Annotated in this window: 19 protein-coding genes; 11 read left to right on the top strand and 8 right to left on the bottom strand. The window is 66.5% G+C overall.

Going from position 1 to position 16,479, the window contains the following annotated elements; all coding sequences use genetic code 11:
• Positions 1-56: 56 nt before the first annotated feature.
• From HD883_RS17080 to HD883_RS17060, 5 genes are all read left to right on the top strand, one after another.
• Positions 57-914, top strand: a complete 858-nt coding sequence (locus tag HD883_RS17080) for a tellurite resistance TerB family protein (RefSeq protein WP_179583346.1) — start codon at positions 57-59, stop codon at positions 912-914.
• Positions 915-1,001: 87 nt separating this feature from the next.
• On the top strand, positions 1,002-1,637 hold the full coding sequence (locus HD883_RS17075) for a CDP-alcohol phosphatidyltransferase family protein (RefSeq protein WP_179583348.1): 636 nt from the start codon (positions 1,002-1,004) through the stop codon (positions 1,635-1,637).
• Between the two features lie 29 nt (positions 1,638-1,666).
• Positions 1,667-2,689, top strand: a complete 1,023-nt coding sequence (locus tag HD883_RS17070; protein WP_179583350.1) for a hypothetical protein — start codon at positions 1,667-1,669, stop codon at positions 2,687-2,689.
• Between the two features lie 65 nt (positions 2,690-2,754).
• Positions 2,755-2,970 carry a VF530 family protein gene (locus HD883_RS17065; RefSeq protein ID WP_179583352.1) on the top strand — a complete coding sequence of 72 codons (216 nt, stop codon included), beginning with the start codon at positions 2,755-2,757 and terminating at the stop codon, positions 2,968-2,970.
• Positions 2,971-3,020: 50 nt separating this feature from the next.
• Positions 3,021-4,580, top strand: coding sequence for a CoA transferase (locus HD883_RS17060; RefSeq protein ID WP_179583354.1), 1,560 nt, complete (start codon positions 3,021-3,023; stop codon positions 4,578-4,580).
• Positions 4,581-4,672: 92 nt separating this feature from the next.
• Here the strand turns inward: HD883_RS17060 and HD883_RS17055 are convergent, their stop codons facing one another.
• The gene (locus HD883_RS17055) at positions 4,673-5,422 is read right to left on the bottom strand and encodes an SDR family oxidoreductase (RefSeq protein WP_179583356.1); all 750 of its coding nucleotides are present in this window, start codon (positions 5,420-5,422) and stop codon (positions 4,673-4,675) included.
• 98 nt (positions 5,423-5,520) lie between these two features.
• Between HD883_RS17055 and HD883_RS17050 the strand changes: the two genes are divergently transcribed.
• From HD883_RS17050 to HD883_RS17025, 6 genes are all read left to right on the top strand, one after another.
• Positions 5,521-6,459, top strand: a complete 939-nt coding sequence (locus tag HD883_RS17050; protein WP_179583358.1) for an AraC family transcriptional regulator — start codon at positions 5,521-5,523, stop codon at positions 6,457-6,459.
• 111 nt (positions 6,460-6,570) lie between these two features.
• Positions 6,571-6,948 (top strand): COG4315 family predicted lipoprotein, encoded by a 378-nt coding sequence (locus HD883_RS17045; RefSeq protein WP_179583359.1) that lies wholly within the window; start codon positions 6,571-6,573, stop codon positions 6,946-6,948.
• 41 nt (positions 6,949-6,989) lie between these two features.
• Positions 6,990-7,502 (top strand): RNA polymerase sigma factor, encoded by a 513-nt coding sequence (locus HD883_RS17040; protein ID WP_179583361.1) that lies wholly within the window; start codon positions 6,990-6,992, stop codon positions 7,500-7,502.
• A 2-nt stretch (positions 7,503-7,504) separates the two neighbouring features.
• Entirely contained in the window at positions 7,505-8,452 is a 948-nt protein-coding gene (locus HD883_RS17035) for an anti-sigma factor (protein WP_257022266.1), read from the top strand.
• 148 nt (positions 8,453-8,600) lie between these two features.
• On the top strand, positions 8,601-9,704 hold the full coding sequence (locus HD883_RS17030; RefSeq protein ID WP_179583363.1) for an NADH:flavin oxidoreductase/NADH oxidase: 1,104 nt from the start codon (positions 8,601-8,603) through the stop codon (positions 9,702-9,704).
• 39 nt (positions 9,705-9,743) lie between these two features.
• On the top strand, positions 9,744-10,613 hold the full coding sequence (locus tag HD883_RS17025) for an oxygenase MpaB family protein (protein WP_179583365.1): 870 nt from the start codon (positions 9,744-9,746) through the stop codon (positions 10,611-10,613).
• On the opposite strand, the gene HD883_RS17020 is transcribed toward HD883_RS17025, so the two are convergent.
• The 7 genes from HD883_RS17020 to HD883_RS16990 form a co-directional block, all read right to left on the bottom strand.
• Positions 10,610-11,518: a DUF2145 domain-containing protein gene (locus HD883_RS17020; protein WP_179588502.1), complete on the bottom strand. Its 909-nt coding sequence runs from the start codon at positions 11,516-11,518 to the stop codon at positions 10,610-10,612. The two genes, HD883_RS17025 and HD883_RS17020, sit on opposite strands and share 4 nt — an antisense overlap.
• 98 nt (positions 11,519-11,616) lie before the next feature.
• Complete coding sequence (locus HD883_RS17015) at positions 11,617-12,078, bottom strand: hypothetical protein (RefSeq protein WP_179583367.1); 462 nt, start codon at positions 12,076-12,078, stop codon at positions 11,617-11,619.
• A gap of 140 nt (positions 12,079-12,218) precedes the next feature.
• On the bottom strand, positions 12,219-13,157 hold the full coding sequence (locus tag HD883_RS17010; protein ID WP_179583369.1) for a Bug family tripartite tricarboxylate transporter substrate binding protein: 939 nt from the start codon (positions 13,155-13,157) through the stop codon (positions 12,219-12,221).
• Between the two features lie 148 nt (positions 13,158-13,305).
• The gene (locus HD883_RS17005; RefSeq protein WP_373563393.1) at positions 13,306-14,076 is read right to left on the bottom strand and encodes an SDR family NAD(P)-dependent oxidoreductase; all 771 of its coding nucleotides are present in this window, start codon (positions 14,074-14,076) and stop codon (positions 13,306-13,308) included.
• 13 nt (positions 14,077-14,089) lie between these two features.
• A complete protein-coding gene (locus tag HD883_RS17000; protein ID WP_179583374.1) occupies positions 14,090-14,809 on the bottom strand; it encodes an SDR family NAD(P)-dependent oxidoreductase in 720 nt (239 codons plus the stop codon).
• Positions 14,810-14,816: 7 nt separating this feature from the next.
• Positions 14,817-15,722: an isocitrate lyase/PEP mutase family protein gene (locus tag HD883_RS16995; protein ID WP_179583376.1), complete on the bottom strand. Its 906-nt coding sequence runs from the start codon at positions 15,720-15,722 to the stop codon at positions 14,817-14,819.
• A 35-nt stretch (positions 15,723-15,757) separates the two neighbouring features.
• A complete protein-coding gene (locus tag HD883_RS16990) occupies positions 15,758-16,474 on the bottom strand; it encodes a GntR family transcriptional regulator (protein WP_179583378.1) in 717 nt (238 codons plus the stop codon).
• Between the last annotated feature and the right edge of the window lie 5 nt (positions 16,475-16,479).

The following is a 16,479-nucleotide window of genomic DNA, read 5'->3' as shown; positions in this document are numbered from 1 at the left end:
AACTTGTGCCGTCCGCCCCCGTCTGACTCCCTATCTTGTATGAACTGGAGGATGCCGTGAGCGCTCGTCAATTGCTGGACCAACTGTTGCAGTCAGGCCAAAGCCTGGTCAAGGAAGCCTCTGGCCATCTGCAGGGATCAAACGGCGGCCAGCCTGCCCGCGTGCAGGATAGTGGCGCCGGCGGCGCACTGGGCGGCCTGGGCAATTTGCTCGGCTCAGGTTCAAAATCGGGTGGCGGGCTGGGCTCGTTGCTGTCGGGTTTTGGCGGCGGCGCCCTGAGTGGCAGCGCGCTGACGATGCTGCTGAGTAACAAAAAGATGCGGAAGATGGGCGGGTCGGTCGCCATGATGGGTGGCATGGCGGCGCTGGGTGCGGTCGCCTACCGCGCGTATTCGGACTGGCAGCGCAATCAGCAGAGCGCGGCGGCGGGATCGACCGCCGCGGCGGGCGCGCCGATTCATGGCACGGCGACGATCGAACCGCAAGCCGCACCCGCCGGCCAGGCGGCTTCCCTGAGCCTGCCCGAGCCCCAAACGCTGGACCGGGTGACCGGTGCGCAGGCCGAAGAGCACAGCAATGCGGTCCTGGTCGCGATGATCGGCGCGTCCAAGGCGGACGGGCATATCGGCGCGGAGGAACGGCAGCTGCTCGAAGGCGAACTCAACAAGCTGTCCACCGACCCGGCGGACCGCGCCTGGCTGGAAGCGGAACTGGCCAAGCCCCTGGATCCGGCGGCAGTCGCCAGGTCCGCCACCACACCGGAAATCGCGGCCGAGATGTACCTGGCCAGCCTTCTGATCGTGGACGAGGAAAGCTATATGGAACGGGCCTATCTGGACGAACTGGCCCGCCAGATGAAGCTGGATCCGGGCCTGAAAGCCACGCTGGAAGCGCAGTTGCAGCAGGCGGCGTAAGCAGGGTCGGATGACAATCGTTACAGTGCAGGGGTCGTGTCAATGCGACACTCCCCCTCCGCCCCGACGTGCATCGCAAGGATTTTCATGAGTTCCGTCCCGCCCCGTCCTCGCAAGCATTTTTCGATGATCCGCGACTTCCGCCTGGCGGATTTCTTTACCCTGGGCAACGCGGCCTGCGGTGTGGCGGGCGTGCTGCTGGCCATGGCCTACGTGGGCCGCGCCGACATGCTGCACTTCTATGTGGCCGCGCTGATGGCGCCGTTCGCGTTCGCCTTCGATGTGGCCGATGGCCGCATTGCACGGTGGCAGCAGACCCATTCGGCATTCGGCCGCGAACTCGATTCGCTGGCCGACGTGATCTCGTTCGGCGTGGCCCCGGCTGCCTTGGGCTATGCCGCCGGCATGACGGGCGGCTGGGACGCGGCTGCGCTGATCTACTTCGTGTGCTGCGGCGTGGGACGCCTTGCCCGCTATAACGTCACCGCCGAAACGCTGTCCGAAGGCGCCGATAAGGTCCCGTATTTCGAAGGCACGCCGATCCCGACCAGCGTCGTGTTGACCGCGGTGCTGGCCTTCGCCGCGTGGCAAGGCCGCATCGGCGACCAGCTGTACTTGGGCGCGTGGACCATCGGTCCGTGGCAGTTCCATCCCCTGGCATTGCTGTTCGTGCTGTCGGGTTCGCTGATGATCAGCAAGACGCTCCGCATCCCGAAGTTGTGATTCGCAACCTGTTTGCGCTCCGGAATGTCGTGGCCGGAACCGTGGCCGGCACGCTGCTGCGCGGCCTCGGGCTGACCGCCGCGGCAGGTGTGGTGCTGGCTCTTGCGGCCTGTGGCCGGGGCCCGGAAGGCACCGCCGATGTGAAAGCGGACAGCACTGCCGCGGCGGGCACGCCTGCCAATGCATCCTCGTTGGCCGCATCGTCTGCCAGGAAACCCGCCAGCAAACCCGCGCCGGCCGAGCGCCAGACACCGTTGCAACTCACAACCATCGCTCCGCCTGTCGTAATGAAGGGCGAAGTCTTTCCGCTCGATTTCATACTGAACGCGCTGCCCGATGCGGGCACCTTCGTGCCGCCCACGGTGGACGGACTGGAGATCACCACGGGCCTTGGCGAGTTTGCCACGCAGACCGATGCCCAAGGCGACCACGCGTCGCTTCGCACGCATGCCCGCTTCATGAAGACCGGCGTGATCACCTTGCCCCGCGCGAAGATCGACGTGCAGGGCACGCCGGTCTATGCGGGCGAGATCAAGCTGGAAGTGATCGACAAGGTGACGGTGGCCCCCGGCGACATCCGCCTGGAATGGAAAGCGGACCGTACCCGCGTCAAGCCGGGCGATCCCGTCACGTTGCGGCTGATGCTGTATTCCCGCCACAGCGTGCGTCCGGTCAACAAGCCGGCGCCACGGGCGGAAGGCCAGTCCGACGCGCTGGCGGGCGGCGCGGATATCGACACCGCGTCAGGCGTACCGGGTCTGGCCAAGGCGCTGTCGGCGCACTTCGATATCGTTGACAGTGACATCGATCCGATGGCCGACAAGACCCTGACGCAGGTCGCCGGCAAGCGTTACTACGAGCGCACGATGCTGGTCCTGTCGCTCAAGGCCGCGCGCAAAGGCAAGGCGGTCGTCACGCCGGGCCAGATGCCGCTGATGGTGGTGACCGCGCAAAGCGGGTATTTCGCGGCACTGCGTGGCGATCCCCAGGCCATGGCGCGCTTTCCCACTGTCAACGTCAAGACCGCCGGGCTGACGCTGCGGGTCGAATGATCCGACCGCCTCGTTGTCAGGTGCGTGGTGCTAGCATGCCGGCTTGACGTTCTTCAGATCCGACCATGAGCTTGCAACCCAAGAATCCTTTGCATGGCGTGACCCTTGAAGCCATGCTGGTCGCGCTGCAGGCCCACCATGGTTGGGAGGGCCTTGCCGAGCGCGTCGACATTCGTTGCTTTCGCAACGATCCCAGCATCAAGTCCAGCCTGACCTTTCTGCGCCGCACGCCCTGGGCGCGCGAAAAGGTCGAAGGCCTGTATCTCGACCTGATGCGCTGAACTGCCCCGTTCAATCTGCGCCGTACGTTTCCGACAAGGACTGCCTCGCCATGTCTCGCCCGACTCTGCCCAACGCTGCCCCCTTCGACCACTTCCTGTCGCAGTTGTGGACGGGGGCAGGGGGAGACGCGGCATGGCTTGCCAAGGTCCAGGCCACTGGCGACCAACGGATGCCCTCGGCGTTTCACGCCACCGACTTTGCGGCGGCCGCGGTGGGGACGGCGGGCCTGGCGCTTGCGGAATGGCAGGCGGCGCGGTCAGGCAGGTCAATGGACGCCGCGTCGTCCGTCACGGTGGATCGTCGTCTTGCTTCCTTGTGGTTCACCGTGTCCGTCGATCCGATCGGCTGGGACTTGCCGCCGTCATGGGATGCCGTCGCGGGGGATTACCGCACGAACGATGGCTGGATCCGCCTGCACACCAACGCCGCGCATCATCGCGCGGCCGCCATGGCCGTGCTTGGCGTGACCGATACGGCAGGCGATCCCGCAGACCGCGCGAAGGTCGCGGCTGCTGTGGCGACGTGGTCGGCGGATGATCTGGAAACCGCCGTGGTCGAACGCGGCGGATGCGCCGCCACCCTGCGGTCGGTGGCGCAATGGGCCGCGCATCCCCAAGGTCAGGCCGTGGCAAAGGAGCCCTTGCTGCATTGGCATGAGCACGCGCGGCAAGACCTCATGCAGCAAGACGCTGCCCGATCCCATGCTGCGGAACCGGGCCACGCGCACGGTGGCGCCACCCGGTCCTTGCCTGAACACGATCCTGCCCGCCCGCTTGCAGGCGTCCGCGTCCTGGACCTGACCCGCGTGCTGGCTGGCCCGATCGCGACGCGCTTCCTGGCCGCCTATGGCGCCGAGGTCTTGCGGCTCGACCCGCCCTGGTGGAAGGAGCCAACGCACGAGCCCGACGTCACGCCCGGCAAACGCTGCGCGCGCCTGGACCTGTCCGATCCGGCAGGCCGTGAACGCTTCAAGGAACTGCTGTCCCAGGCCGATGTGCTGGTGCACGGCTACCGGTCCGATGCGCTGACCCACCTGGGCTTCGACGCCGCCACGCGCGCGCGCCTGTGCCCCGGGCTGATCGACGTGTCGCTCGATGCCTATGGATGGACCGGCCCGTGGCAGCACCGCCGCGGCTTTGACAGCCTGGTGCAAATGAGCAGCGGTATTGCCCACGCCGGCATGATCGCGGCCGGCGCCGAGAAGCCCGTGCCGCTGCCCATGCAGGCCCTGGACCACGGCACCGGCTACCTGATGGCCGCCGCTGTCTTGCGTGGCCTGACAACGCGGTTGCAGACCGGGCACGGCGCAGAGATCCACGCGTCGCTGGCACGCACCGCCAAGCTGCTGGTGGATGCGACGGTGGCAAATGACGTGTTGGATGGCGTATCGGACGGCGTATCGCATGCCGTATCGGGCGGGGTTGCGGCCCCGGCGGCCTCGGCCGCCTTTGCCGAACGCAGCACGGCCGACCTCAACCCCGCTCATATCGACACCGTATGGGGTCCATTGCAGCGCCTGCATGCACCCGTGGTGGTCGATGGTGCGCCCATGGCGTGGGATACCGCGCCGGTGCCTTTAGGTAGCTCGGACGCTGTCTGGCGCGAGTAAGCCAACAGGCGTGAGTAAGCAAACAGGCGCGCTGTCGCCTTCAGCGCGCCTGCTCAGTCGGCTTGCGCAACCCGCATCTTCCGCCGCGTTTTTCAGCCCACCTCCGCCGCCCACTGCACCGCGTCAGCCCCTGCCGGAATCCGCAGCGGGGCGGCCGGATCCGTCGCGGCCAGCCATACCGCCTCGGCCACATCGCGGGCCTGCGTGCCGGGGCCCGTGGAAGCCATCATGCGTGCAATCGTCTGCTTCATGAAGTCGCCATATACCGGATCGTCCGTGCCCTTCAGATATTCGTAAGCGGTCTCACGAAATCGCGTCTCGCCCGACGATCCCGGCAACACCAGGTGCACCCGGACGCCGAACTGCGCGACTTCACTTGCCAGCGATTCGGTCACTGCGTTGACCGCTGCCTTCGCAGCCCGATACATGCTGACCAGGGGCAGGGGCTTGAGCGTCACGCTCGACGTCACGTTCACGATCACCCCCGACCCGCGTTGCCGCATCTGTGGCAGCACCGCCTGCGTGACCGCGATCGTCCCGAAGGTGTTGGTCTCGAACAGCTGGCGCGCAGTTTCCATCGAAGTCAGCTCGAACGGCGCCGGTGCGCCGAAGCCCGCATTGTTGACAAGTACATCTATCGGCCCGGCCGCAGCAACTGCGCGCTGCACGCTTGCCGGATCGGTTACATCAAGCGGGATCACGTGCAACGCGTCAGACGCGGGCAGCAGGTCGTGGCGCGGCGTGCGCATCGTCGCGATGACGCGCCAGTCGCGATCCAGGAAAAGACGGGCGGTTTCCAGGCCAAAGCCCGAGGAGCAGCCGGTAATCAGAACGGTCTTCATGTGTTTGCCTTCGTCATGGTGGTGTGACATCACGATAGGCTGCCCGAGCCGTACTCGCTACAATCAAAAGTCCGTTAAACATTTGCAGGAGTCCGGCCATGGTGGATCCGCTGGCCGAGGTCGTCACCTTGCTGCAGCCCGCGGCGCGGTTCTCCAAGCATGTGCTCGGCGCGGGCGCCTGGCGGATTCGGCGCTCGGACGCCGGCCAGCCGTTCTACTGCGTCGTGCTCGAAGGCGGATGCTGGCTTGCGCTGGACACGCTTGCACCCATCGAACTGCAGGCCGGCGATTTCGTGCTGGTGCCGGCGGCATTCGGCATCACCCTGTCGAGTCGCGTGCCACCGACCGATCGCGGCGATACCCTGCCGGTCGCTGTCGGCAACGGGCAATTTCGTATCGGTGAACAGGCCGGCCCACCGGACCTGCGCATGCTTGCGGGCCATTGCAGCTTCGGTTCGCCCGACGCGGCATTGCTGGTCGCGCTCTTGCCGCACTGCGTGCACGTTCGCGGCGAAGCCCGCCTGGCCACCCTGGTGCAACTGGTGGGCGATGAAACGCGTGCGCAACGGCCCGCGCGCGACGTCGTGCTGTCGCGTCTGCTCGAAGTGCTGCTGATCGAAGCGCTGCGGTCGGCAGCCGGCACGGCCGCGTCGCCGGGCCTGGTGCGCGGGTTGGCGGACGTACGCCTGTCCGCCGCACTCCGCGCCATGCATGCCCAGCCCGCGCGGGAATGGACGGTGGCGGAGCTTGCGAACGAGGCCGCGCTGTCGCGGTCCGCTTTTTTCGACCGTTTCAACAAGACGGTCGGCGTCGCCCCCATGGCATACCTGCTTGCCTGGCGCATGGCGCTCGCCAAGGACCTGCTGCGCCGCAAGCCGGCTGGCGGCATCGCCGAGGTCGCGGAGCGCGTGGGCTATAGTTCCGCGAGCACGTTCAGCGTGGCGTTTGCCCGCCATGCCGGACAACCCCCCAGCCATTACGCGCGTGAGCAGTATGCTGACGAAGATCAGGGATCCGACGCCGCCTTGCTGCCCTGATGTTTTTTTTCGAGTGAAGGGAATAAGCGGGCATCGGCATCCGTCCATGCCCCGTACTCCCCGGTTTTCAAGCGCACTTCCACGCACGAACCACTTCATAAAGAGACCATCATGCGTATCCGTCTGCTCCCCGCCCTGACGCTGGCCATCGCGTCGTCGTTTGTCTCGCTTGCCCATGCCCAGGTGCCTGTCAAAATGGCCGATGGCGTCCTCGTGACGTCGGCCGGCATGACGCTCTACACGTTCGACAAGGACGTTGCCAACAGTGGCAAGAGCACGTGCAACGGCCCGTGCGCCACCTTGTGGCCGCCGGCAATGGCTGCTGCCAATGCCAAGCCGGAAGGCGACATGACCATCATCACGCGTGACGATGGCGCCAAGCAGTGGGCCGTCAAGGGCATGCCGCTCTACACCTATGCCAACGACAAGAAGGCCGGTGACAAGACGGGCGACAACTTCAAGGAAGTCTGGCACGTCGTCAAGAAGTAAGCGCCGCAAGCCCAGGGTCGCGGCTCCGGTTGCGCCTTCCCATGCGTGCTCAAGACGAGGCGAACCTTGTCGCGTGCATCCCCAGCCTGCGCCGCTATGCGCGCGGGCTGACGGCTGACCGCGACCGGGCCGACGACCTCGTCCAGGACACGCTCGAACGCGCCTGGACCCGCTTTCCGCTCTGGCAGAAACGCGGCGAACTGCGCGCCTGGATCTTCGGCATCATGCATAACCAGTTCATCGACCAGTTACGCGCGCAGCGCAGCCGGCCCGATGAAGTGGCCCGGGATGACCTGCCCGAACAGGCCGCGCGCGCAACGCAAAGCGATGGCCTGGAAGTGCGCGACCTGGACCGCCTGTTGCAGCGTCTGCCGCCCGACCAGCGCGAAGTGCTGCTGCTGGTGGGGGTCGAGGCGCTCAGTTACCAGGAAGTCGCGCAGGTACTCGGCGTGCCGATCGGCACGGTCATGTCGCGGTTGTCCCGCGCGCGAGAGCGCCTGGGGGCCGCTTTGGAAGACCGCGATGCGCCAAGCCGGCTGCACCGGATCAAATAACGATGAAGCACGTTCCTCCTCCTTCTTCTTCTGAACACGTGGCGCCCGCAGCTGGCGTCACGTCGGGTCACGCATCGGGTGCGTCTGTCGCGCCGATCACCGAAGCCGATCTGCACGCATGGGTCGACGGTCAGCTGCCGCCTGCGCGGCGCGCCGAGGTCGATGCGTGGCTGGCCGACCAGCCCGACGCGCGCGCACGGGTCGAAGGCTGGCAGCGGCAGAACGCCTTGCTGTGCGACCTGCTCAATCCGGTCCTGAATGAGCCGCTGCCCTTGCGGCTGCCGCTGCGGCGCAATGCGTCGACCTTTGCGTGGCGCGGCCTGGCTGCGGGGGTCGCCATTGCAGTGGCCAGCGCCAGCATGGCCTGGTTCGCGCGCGGATGGTTGGACGCCGCGCCGGCCGCGGATCGTGTGGCTGCTGCGGCCCCGGCGCCCTTGGCCGGCTTCGCCCACCGGGCCGCGATTGCGCATGCGGTGTATAGCCCCGATGCACGCCGCCCGGTTGAAATCGGCGGCGACCAGGAACAGGCGCTGGTCACCTGGCTGACCAAACGGATGGGAGCCGAGGTCAAGGCGCCCGCATTGAGCACGCTCGGTTATTCGCTGGTCGGCGGGCGCCTGTTGCCCGGGGGCAGCGGACCGGTCGCGCAGTTCATGTATTCATCTGAAGCCGGGCAGCGGCTGACCTTGTATGTGACGCCAGAAGGTGCGGGCGAGACCTCGTCCTTCCGTTTCGGGCGCGAAGGCAACGTCAACCAGTTCTACTGGGTCGATGCCCATTTCGGGTACGCGCTGTCGGGCGCGGCGGACCGCGCGGAATTGATGCGGGTGTCGCAAGAGGTGTATCGGCAGCTGGATCGCGGAGGTGCTGCCCATGGTGCTGCTGCTCAAGGGGCTGCCACCAGTCCTGCGGGCCAGCAGCAGGCCAGTCCTTCATCGCAGGCCCGCTAGCCCGTAGCACTCGGTCGCATTCCGATGCAGCCCGTCTTGCGGGAAATCCCTGTCTTTGACGTATGCTTTTTGGCATGAGGGCCGCCGCATCAGCGCCAGCCCGACGTCCCCGCCGGTGCCCGCTGCCGGCCGCCCACAGGAACCCCGCATGAGCCAACTCTTCTCGCCCCACGACCTGGGCCGACTGCCCCTGAAGAACCGCATCATCGTCTCCCCCATGTGCCAATACTCGTCCGTTGATGGCCTGGCCAACGACTGGCACATGATCCACCTGGGCCATCTCGCCCTGTCGGGCGCGGCCGCCATGTTCACCGAAGCCGCGGCCGTCGAGCCCGAAGGCCGCATCACCCCGGGCGACCTCGGCCTGTACGACGACGCCACGCAAGCCGCGCTGGGCCGTGTCATCGAGGCGTTGCGCCGCCAGACCGACATGCGTCTGGGCGTGCAACTGAACCATGCCGGCCGCAAGGCATCGACGGCCGCGCCGTGGGACGGCGGCAAACGCATCGGCGCCGATCAGGGCGGCTGGCTGCCCAGCGCGCCGTCTGCCGAATCATTCACGCATGGCGACCCGGTGCCGGCCGAACTCGACGACGTGGGCATGTTGCGCATCAAGGAAGCCTTCGCGGCTTCGGCCCGGCGCGCGCACGCGCTTGGCCTCGACATGGTCGAAGTCCACGCAGCGCACGGCTACCTGCTGCATCAATTCCTGTCGCCCCTGTCCAACCATCGCACGGACCACTACGGCGGGTCGCTGGCCAACCGCCTGCGCTATCCGCTGGAAGTCTTTGCTGCCGTGCGTGAGGCTTTCCCGCAAGACAAGGCCGTCGGCGTACGCGTGTCGGCCACCGACTGGGTCGATGGCGGGTGGGACCTGACGCAGACACTGGTCTTTGCCGAACAGCTGCGCAAGCTGGGCTGCGACTTCATCGACGTATCCAGCGGCGGGCTGACACCCCATCAGCAGATCGTTGCCGGTCCCAACTATCAGGTGCCCTTCGCGGCCCGGATCAAGGAAACAACGGGTCTGCCCACCATCGCCGTGGGCCTGATCACCGAGCCCGAGCAGGCCGAAGCCATCATCGCCACCGGCCAGGCCGACGCCGTCGCGCTGGCCCGCGCCATGCTCTACGATCCGCGCTGGCCGTGGCACGCCGCCGCCAAGCTCGGCGCGCAGGTCGATGCGCCCAAGCAATATCACCGCTCGCAGCCGCGCCAATACAAGCATCTGTTCAAGGATCTGCCGGAGTGACCACCGCGTTGCGCACGTACTGGAGCGACCTGCACTGATATGGAGTTCGTGCGCCAGCGTATCGAAGCGGCAGTGCTGGGCATCACCATGCCCGGCCAGACCATCGACTACCTCCACCCGCCCGGGGACCCCGGCCTGTTCGGCCCGCACTCCATGGCCTGGCAGGTGCATGGCGACTTCACCGCCATGCTCGCCGGGGGCGTCTCCGCATTGATGTTGCAGATGCTCCATCCGGCCGCGCTGGCTGGCGTCTGGGATCATTCGAACTTTCGGGTGGACATGCTGGGCCGCCTGCGCCGCACCGCCCGCTTCGTCGCCGCCACCACGTATGCCAGCCGGCAGGACGCCGAGCACCTGATCGACCACGTCCGCCGCATTCACGCGTCGGTTAGCGGCACGACGCCCGCCGGCAAGCCTTACGCCGCGTCCGACCCGCATCTGCTGACGTGGGTCCATGTGGCCGAGGTGTCCTCGTTTCTGGAGTCGTTCCTGGTGTACCGGCAGCCGGACTTTCCGCTAGCCGCACAGAACCAGTATCTGGACGAGATCGCCTTGGTGGCAGAACGGCTTGGTGCGCAGAACGTGCCCCGCACGGTCGTGGACATGCGCAACTATCTGGAAGGCATGAAGGGCGAATTGGTCAATGACGCGCGCACGCAGGAAACCTTGCGGCGGGTGTTGACCGCGCCCGCACCGGGGCCTTTAGCGGTGCCGTTTGTCAGGCTGATGATGCGAGCGGGGATCGATCTGCTGCCGGGGTTCGCGCAAGAAATGCTCGGTGTGCGGCAGTTGGGGCCGGTGCGTCAGGCAGCGCTACGGCAGTCGGTCCGGTTGGCGGCAAAGCCCTTGCGATGGGCAGTGCGCAATGGGACAGTGCATCGGGCGAAGCGACGGGTGGGCGTGGACTAGAGGGCGCCGTCACCCCCACCCGCCACGCACCCCTCTGCCATCGGCGTCCACCCCGCATGCGTCACCACCTTCCCGCCGCGGTGGCACAGCTCCACCCGCTTCGCATCCGGATACCGCTCTCGCACAAACCCCTCGATGCTCGCCGGCAGGCTGATCTTCAAATGCAGCGCCTGCCGGTCTTCCATCGGGTGATCGTCCAGATGCAGAAGCGGCACGAAACCGGATGCAAACATCAACCAGTGCGATCCAACGTTGACGGGCTCGGGCGCATATCCCGCCGCAAGCAACCAGTCTTGCGTACGCTCGCGCAATCCTTGCCCCCACGCCAGTCCACCCCACGTCGCGCCCAGCATCTCGATCACCCATTGATTGCAGTTCTGATATCGCGTGCTGTACGCGTAGGCGTTGGCGCTGTACTGCGCGGCCAGTAGCTGCAAGGCCAAGGGTGTGTTGCGGGACGCGTCGCGCAGGGTGTCGGCGGCGCCTTTGGGCAGGCTGACGATGGAGATGTAGCCGACCGCCGGGTCATCGGTGCCCATCACAAAGCCGGCGATGCCCTGGTCAAAAATCCGCGGGAAGCCTTCGTTGCACGCGTAGTACAGCTGGCGCGCGGACCACACGCCGGTGTCGCTGCGCCAGGCGATGGCGGAGTGGGAATAGCGGATGCCGAAGCCTGACAGGTCGAGGCCGGACCGGCTGATCAGGACGGCGTCGTCGCCGGTGGCGGCCAGGGCTTCGCGGACCACGGCGGAAAAACGCAGCAGCTTGTCTTGTTCGGACGCGGTCAATTCATGACCGCGGTCGCAGAAGGCCGATGCGCCGAACAGGGCGTCGGTGGGGCCGGCCACTGCCAGACCGCTCCACCCGCTGCCCGCGAGCAACAACACAGTCAGCAGCGACGACAGCCTGCACTGCAAAGCACGCGTCAAAAGATGCAGCAATGACGTCACAGGCTGCGAAGCACGCAGCACCGCGGCGCGCGCCGCGATACGACGCGCCACGTTCACAGAATGACGACGGGGCGCGGGGCCAGTTCGTCGAACCAGTCGTCGGCCAGCACCAGGTAGAACGCTTCCTGGGTGTCGCCGCGCGCAAATTCGTAGCCATACACGCGCTTGTGCGCGCTGACCACGTCGCCCTGGCCAAGGTTCTGTCTGGCGAACGTGTCGGCGGGCAGCTCCAGCGTCAGGCGCTTGGTGGGCTCGTCGGCCTGCATCGTGATGCGGACGTAGTCGGGGCGGGCAGGGGCCTGCGCGACGTCGACAATGCGGTAGTCACCTTCGGCGGATTTCTTCTTGTCGTCGGACGAACTGTCGCTCGACCCTTCGGACGAATCGGAGATGCTGCCGCTCGACGCCGACCCGGCGCTCGATGCGGAGGACGCGAAGCTTTCGGCGTGAGCATGGAAGGTGGCCGCAAGGCCGACCGTCAGCGCGGCAAGGCGCAGGGCAAAAAGCAATGTCATGGGGAGTGTCTACGGTGAGGGCATCGATGGGCAACGAAAGGATGAGTCCGTTGCGGCCCTTGGCATTATGCCCGGCGAAATGCGGGCAATGCGAGGCCGGCGTTGCGCCGGCCCCAAAAGCGACACCCTTTCAGTGCAGGTCAGTCGACCTTGGCGCCCGAGATGCGGACGGCTTCTGCCCACTTTTCCATTTCCTTGCCCACAAAGGCGCGGAAGGCTTCCGGTGTGCCGGGCGTGAATTCGCTGCCCGCGGCAATCATTTTGGTCTTGGCGGTCGGGTCGGACATGACGGCATTCATGTCGGCCGAGATCTTCCGGACGATGTCATCCGGCGTGCCCTTGGGCGCAAAGAATCCCGACCAGGGTGGGGCCGAAAAGCCTGGAAAGCCTTGCTCCGCCACGGTCGGATAGTCGGGCGCGGACGAAAAGCGCTCGCCGGTCGTCAAGGCAATCATCTTCAGCTTGCCGGCTTTGACGTACGCCTGGACCGCCGGCAATCCCGTGATGCCGATCTGGATCTGTCCGCCGAGCAGGTCGGAAAGCATCGGCGTGCTGCCCCGGTAGGGTACATGCGTGACGTCGAACGCGCCCTTGTTCTTCAGCATTTCCATGCCCAGGTGCGAAGCGGTGCCGTTGCCGTCCGACCCATACGAATACGCGGCCGAATTGGTTTTCAGCAACGCGATCAGCTGTTGCAGGTTGTCGGCCTTGACGTTCGGATTCACGACGATCGCGTTCGGATACAGCGTGGCCAGCGTGATCGGCTCAAAGTCTTTCAGCGGGTGGTACCGCATGTTCTGGTAGACGGACGAATTGATGCTGTGCGACCCGGTCACGCCGAGCACCAGGGTGTAGCCGTCGGCCGTGGCGCGCGCCACGTATTCGGATCCCACGTTGCCGCCGGCGCCCGGACGATTTTCCACGACGACCGTCTGGCCCCACTTCTTGGTCAGGCCTTCCGCGACCAGGCGCGCGGTAATGTCGGTGGCGCCGCCTGCCGGGAACGGAACCACGATCGTGACCGCGCGGGTCGGGAAGGTGGCTGCCGTCTGCGCAAGCGCGGGTAACTGAATGGTCATACCGATGGCGGCGGCCGCAGCGGGAACCAGTAAAGCCTGGACGAAACTGCGTCGGGCCGGGCTGGTAGCGCCCGCCTGATTGGATGCTGCGTGCTTGTTCATGAGCTCCGATCCCTTCGTGGTTGTGATGCGTGATAGGTAAGGCGAATCAGACCGCGGTGTAGCCGCCGTCCACCAACAAATCGGTTCCGGTAATGAACGCGGCGCCATCGCCGACCATGAACAGGGCGGCGTCCGCGACGTCGTCCACGGTGCCCAGGCGCTGCACGGGATAGCGGCCGGCCAGCGCGTCATTCGCTTCCTGCGTGCCGCCGTAACGGGTCGCCACCCGGCTGGTCATGACGGCGCCCGGCGACAGGCTGACCGCGCGGATGCCGTCCATTGCGTGATCGACCGCAATCGATCGTGTCAGCGCAAGCATGCCGGCCTTGCTGACGCCATAGGCGCCGCGGCCCCGGGACGTGACGTGTCCCAGTTGCGATGCGATGTTCAGCACGACCCCGCCGCCGGCCTGCGTCATGTGGGGAATGGCCCACTTGGCCATCAGCCACGCGCCGGTCAGATTGACGGCCAGCGTGGTGTCCCAGTCGTCCAGGGACAGGTCGGCGATCGTGGCGGTCGGCGTGACGGTGGCGGCGTTGTTCACGACGATATGCAAGGCGCCCCAGCGGGCGATCACCTGGGCGACTGCCGCCTCGGTCGCGCGCGCATCGGCCACATCACAGGCCATCGACAGCACGCCGGCATGGGCTTCGGCGCCCCCCGTTTCCGGATAGCGCGCATGCAGCGCATCCAGGTCGCGATCCAGCGCGGCCACCTTGCAGCCCGCAGCCACAAAGCGCTGCACGATGGCCGCGCCAATGTCTCCGGCCGCGCCAGTGACGATTGCAATACGTCCGTTCAAAGAGTTGTCGGCCACGCGATGTCCCGCTTCAGAAAGGCGCTGTGTCGAGCGACGCGCCGCCGCACACATACAAGGTTTGGCCGGTGATCGCACCCGCTTCGGGGCCGATCAGGAACGCGATCGTGGCGGCCACTTCGTCGGCCCGGATGAGGCGGCCCAGCGGCACCGTCACGCGCGCGGGCGCGCCGCGCAGCGGATCGTTCAGCATGGGCGTATCCACAGCGCCAGGGGCGACCACATTGACGGTGACGCCGCGCCCGATCAGCTCCGCGGCCCAACTGCGGGCCAGCCCGATCTGGGCGGCCTTGCTGGCCGCATACGCGGCACGTCCGGGCCGGCCCAGGACCGCACGGCTCGACACCAGGACGACCCGGCCAGACTGATCGGGAAGGGTGGCGGCAAGGGTCTTCATCAATGCGGCCGGCGCATCGACATGAATGCGCCAGAGCAGCGCGGCGTCAGTGGCGTCCGTGTCGGCAATGCCGCCGGTGCGCACGATGCCCGCGCCGTGCACGACGGCGGTGTAGCGATCCGTTGCCAGCCGTTCCGCCAGCAAGGCCAGCGCCTCGGCATCCGCCAGATCGCAGGTGTGTCCGGTGTAGCCGGGGCTGAAATCGTCCGGGCCTGTTGCCGTCCTGTCCACGCCCGTCACCCGCCAGCCCTGCGCCAGCAGACGCCGCGTCAGCGCATGTCCGATGCCGGAAGCGGCGCCGGTGATCAGGCAGTGGGGCGTGTGGGTCAGGGACATGGTGGCGTCAGGCGTCCAGGGTTTCGTCCAGCGTGGTCAGGCGCTTTTCCATCTCGCGCATCTGCGCATAGCCCATCAGGGCCATGATGTCTTCGATGCCCACCAGCAGATCGGGGCGGTCGGCGGGTTCACCGGTTTCCATGACCTGCTTCATGATGTTCAAGGCCTGGCCCATGCCATGAATGGCGGCGGCCGGCAGCATGCGCGGCAGGCTGATGCGGCGCACGCCCAGGGCCTTGAGCCGTGGCAGCGGAATCAGCGGTGTCGTCGGCCGCGCACGAATGCCGAATCCCATGTTGATAGTGACCGGGATGCCCGCGGCATCGACGATGCGGGCAATGTCGTCCTCGGTCCGCACGGCGTCCGGGAACAGCATGTCGGCGCCTGCCGCGGCGTAGGCCCGCGCACGCTTGATCGCGCCTTCGATCCCTTCGGTCGCAATGGCATCGGTGCGCGCAACGACCACGAAGGCATCGTCGCGGCGCGCTTCGCACGCGGCTTCGATCTTCTTGACCATCTCGGCCAGGCTGATCACGTCCTTGCCAGGCATGTGGCCGCAACGCTTGGGGCTGACCTGGTCTTCGATATTCACGCCGGCCACGCCCGCTTCTTCGAACATGCGCACGGTATGGAAGACATTGACCGGATTGCCGTAGCCCGTGTCGGCATCGGCCGTCAGCGGGATCGACACCGAGCGCGCCAGGTGACGGCAGTGATTCACGTTTTCGCTCAGGCCCATCACGCCGATGTCGGCGATGCCCAACAGCGCATTCGATACCGCGGCGCCGCTGGTGCATGCGGTCTTGAAGCCCGCGGCTTCGACCAGGCGGATGCTGTAGCCGTCATAGACGCCCGGCGACACGATGAATTCGTCGCTGTTCAGCAAGGCTCTCAGCTTGTGGGTATTGGTCATTCCTCGACTCCAAAGAAATTCGACACGCCAACGTGTCAGGCGCGTTGTGCGGCAGGCGCCCCGGCGGGGGCGTCGATCAGATGCTTGAAAAGGTGTTGCGCGGCGCGTTCGATGTGCGAGCGCATCAGCGATTCGGCCAGGTCCGCGTCGCGGGTCTGCATCGCGCGCAGGATCTGCCAATGTTCGTTGTAGGCGTCGTGCTTGCGTTCCAGCACGGTGCCCGAGTGGCGGCGATACACGCGCAGCAGGTGATACAGATCGCCGCACAGCGCATGGATGATCCGCTGGTTGCCGCAGGCCTTCACGACACGTTCATGAAAGTCGAACACGCGTGGCGCCTTGATGCCCGATTGTTTGGCCTGCCGTTCGCGCTCGCGCTCTTCCTGCAGTTCCGTCAGCAGTTGCGCGATGTCCGCATCGCTCATGCGCCGGGTGGCAAGGCTGCATGCCATGCCTTCGAGCGCCATGCGCATCTGGAACAGCTCAAGCGCGGTCTCGGCCGACAAGGACACGACTCGTGCCTTGACGTAGGGCTCGCGGGTGAGCAGTTGAATGCCCTGCAGGCGGCGCACGGCCTCCCGCACCGGCCCGCGGCTGACGCCGAATTTCTGGGCAAGCGCGACTTCGTTCACCACGCTGCCGGGGGCAAGTTCACCGTCGTAGATGGCGTCGAGGACGTAGCCGAACACCATGTCGGCCAGGGGTTCCTGGCGTTCATCGGCAACGGCGGACAGGGGAGGGTGCGTAGTCATAGTGT

Source organism: Pigmentiphaga litoralis (assembly GCF_013408655.1).
Taxonomy (GTDB): Bacteria; Pseudomonadota; Gammaproteobacteria; order Burkholderiales; family Burkholderiaceae_B; genus Pigmentiphaga; species Pigmentiphaga litoralis_A.
Note: the sequence above shows the minus strand (reverse complement) of the source record. Positions and strands in the feature narration are given on the sequence as shown.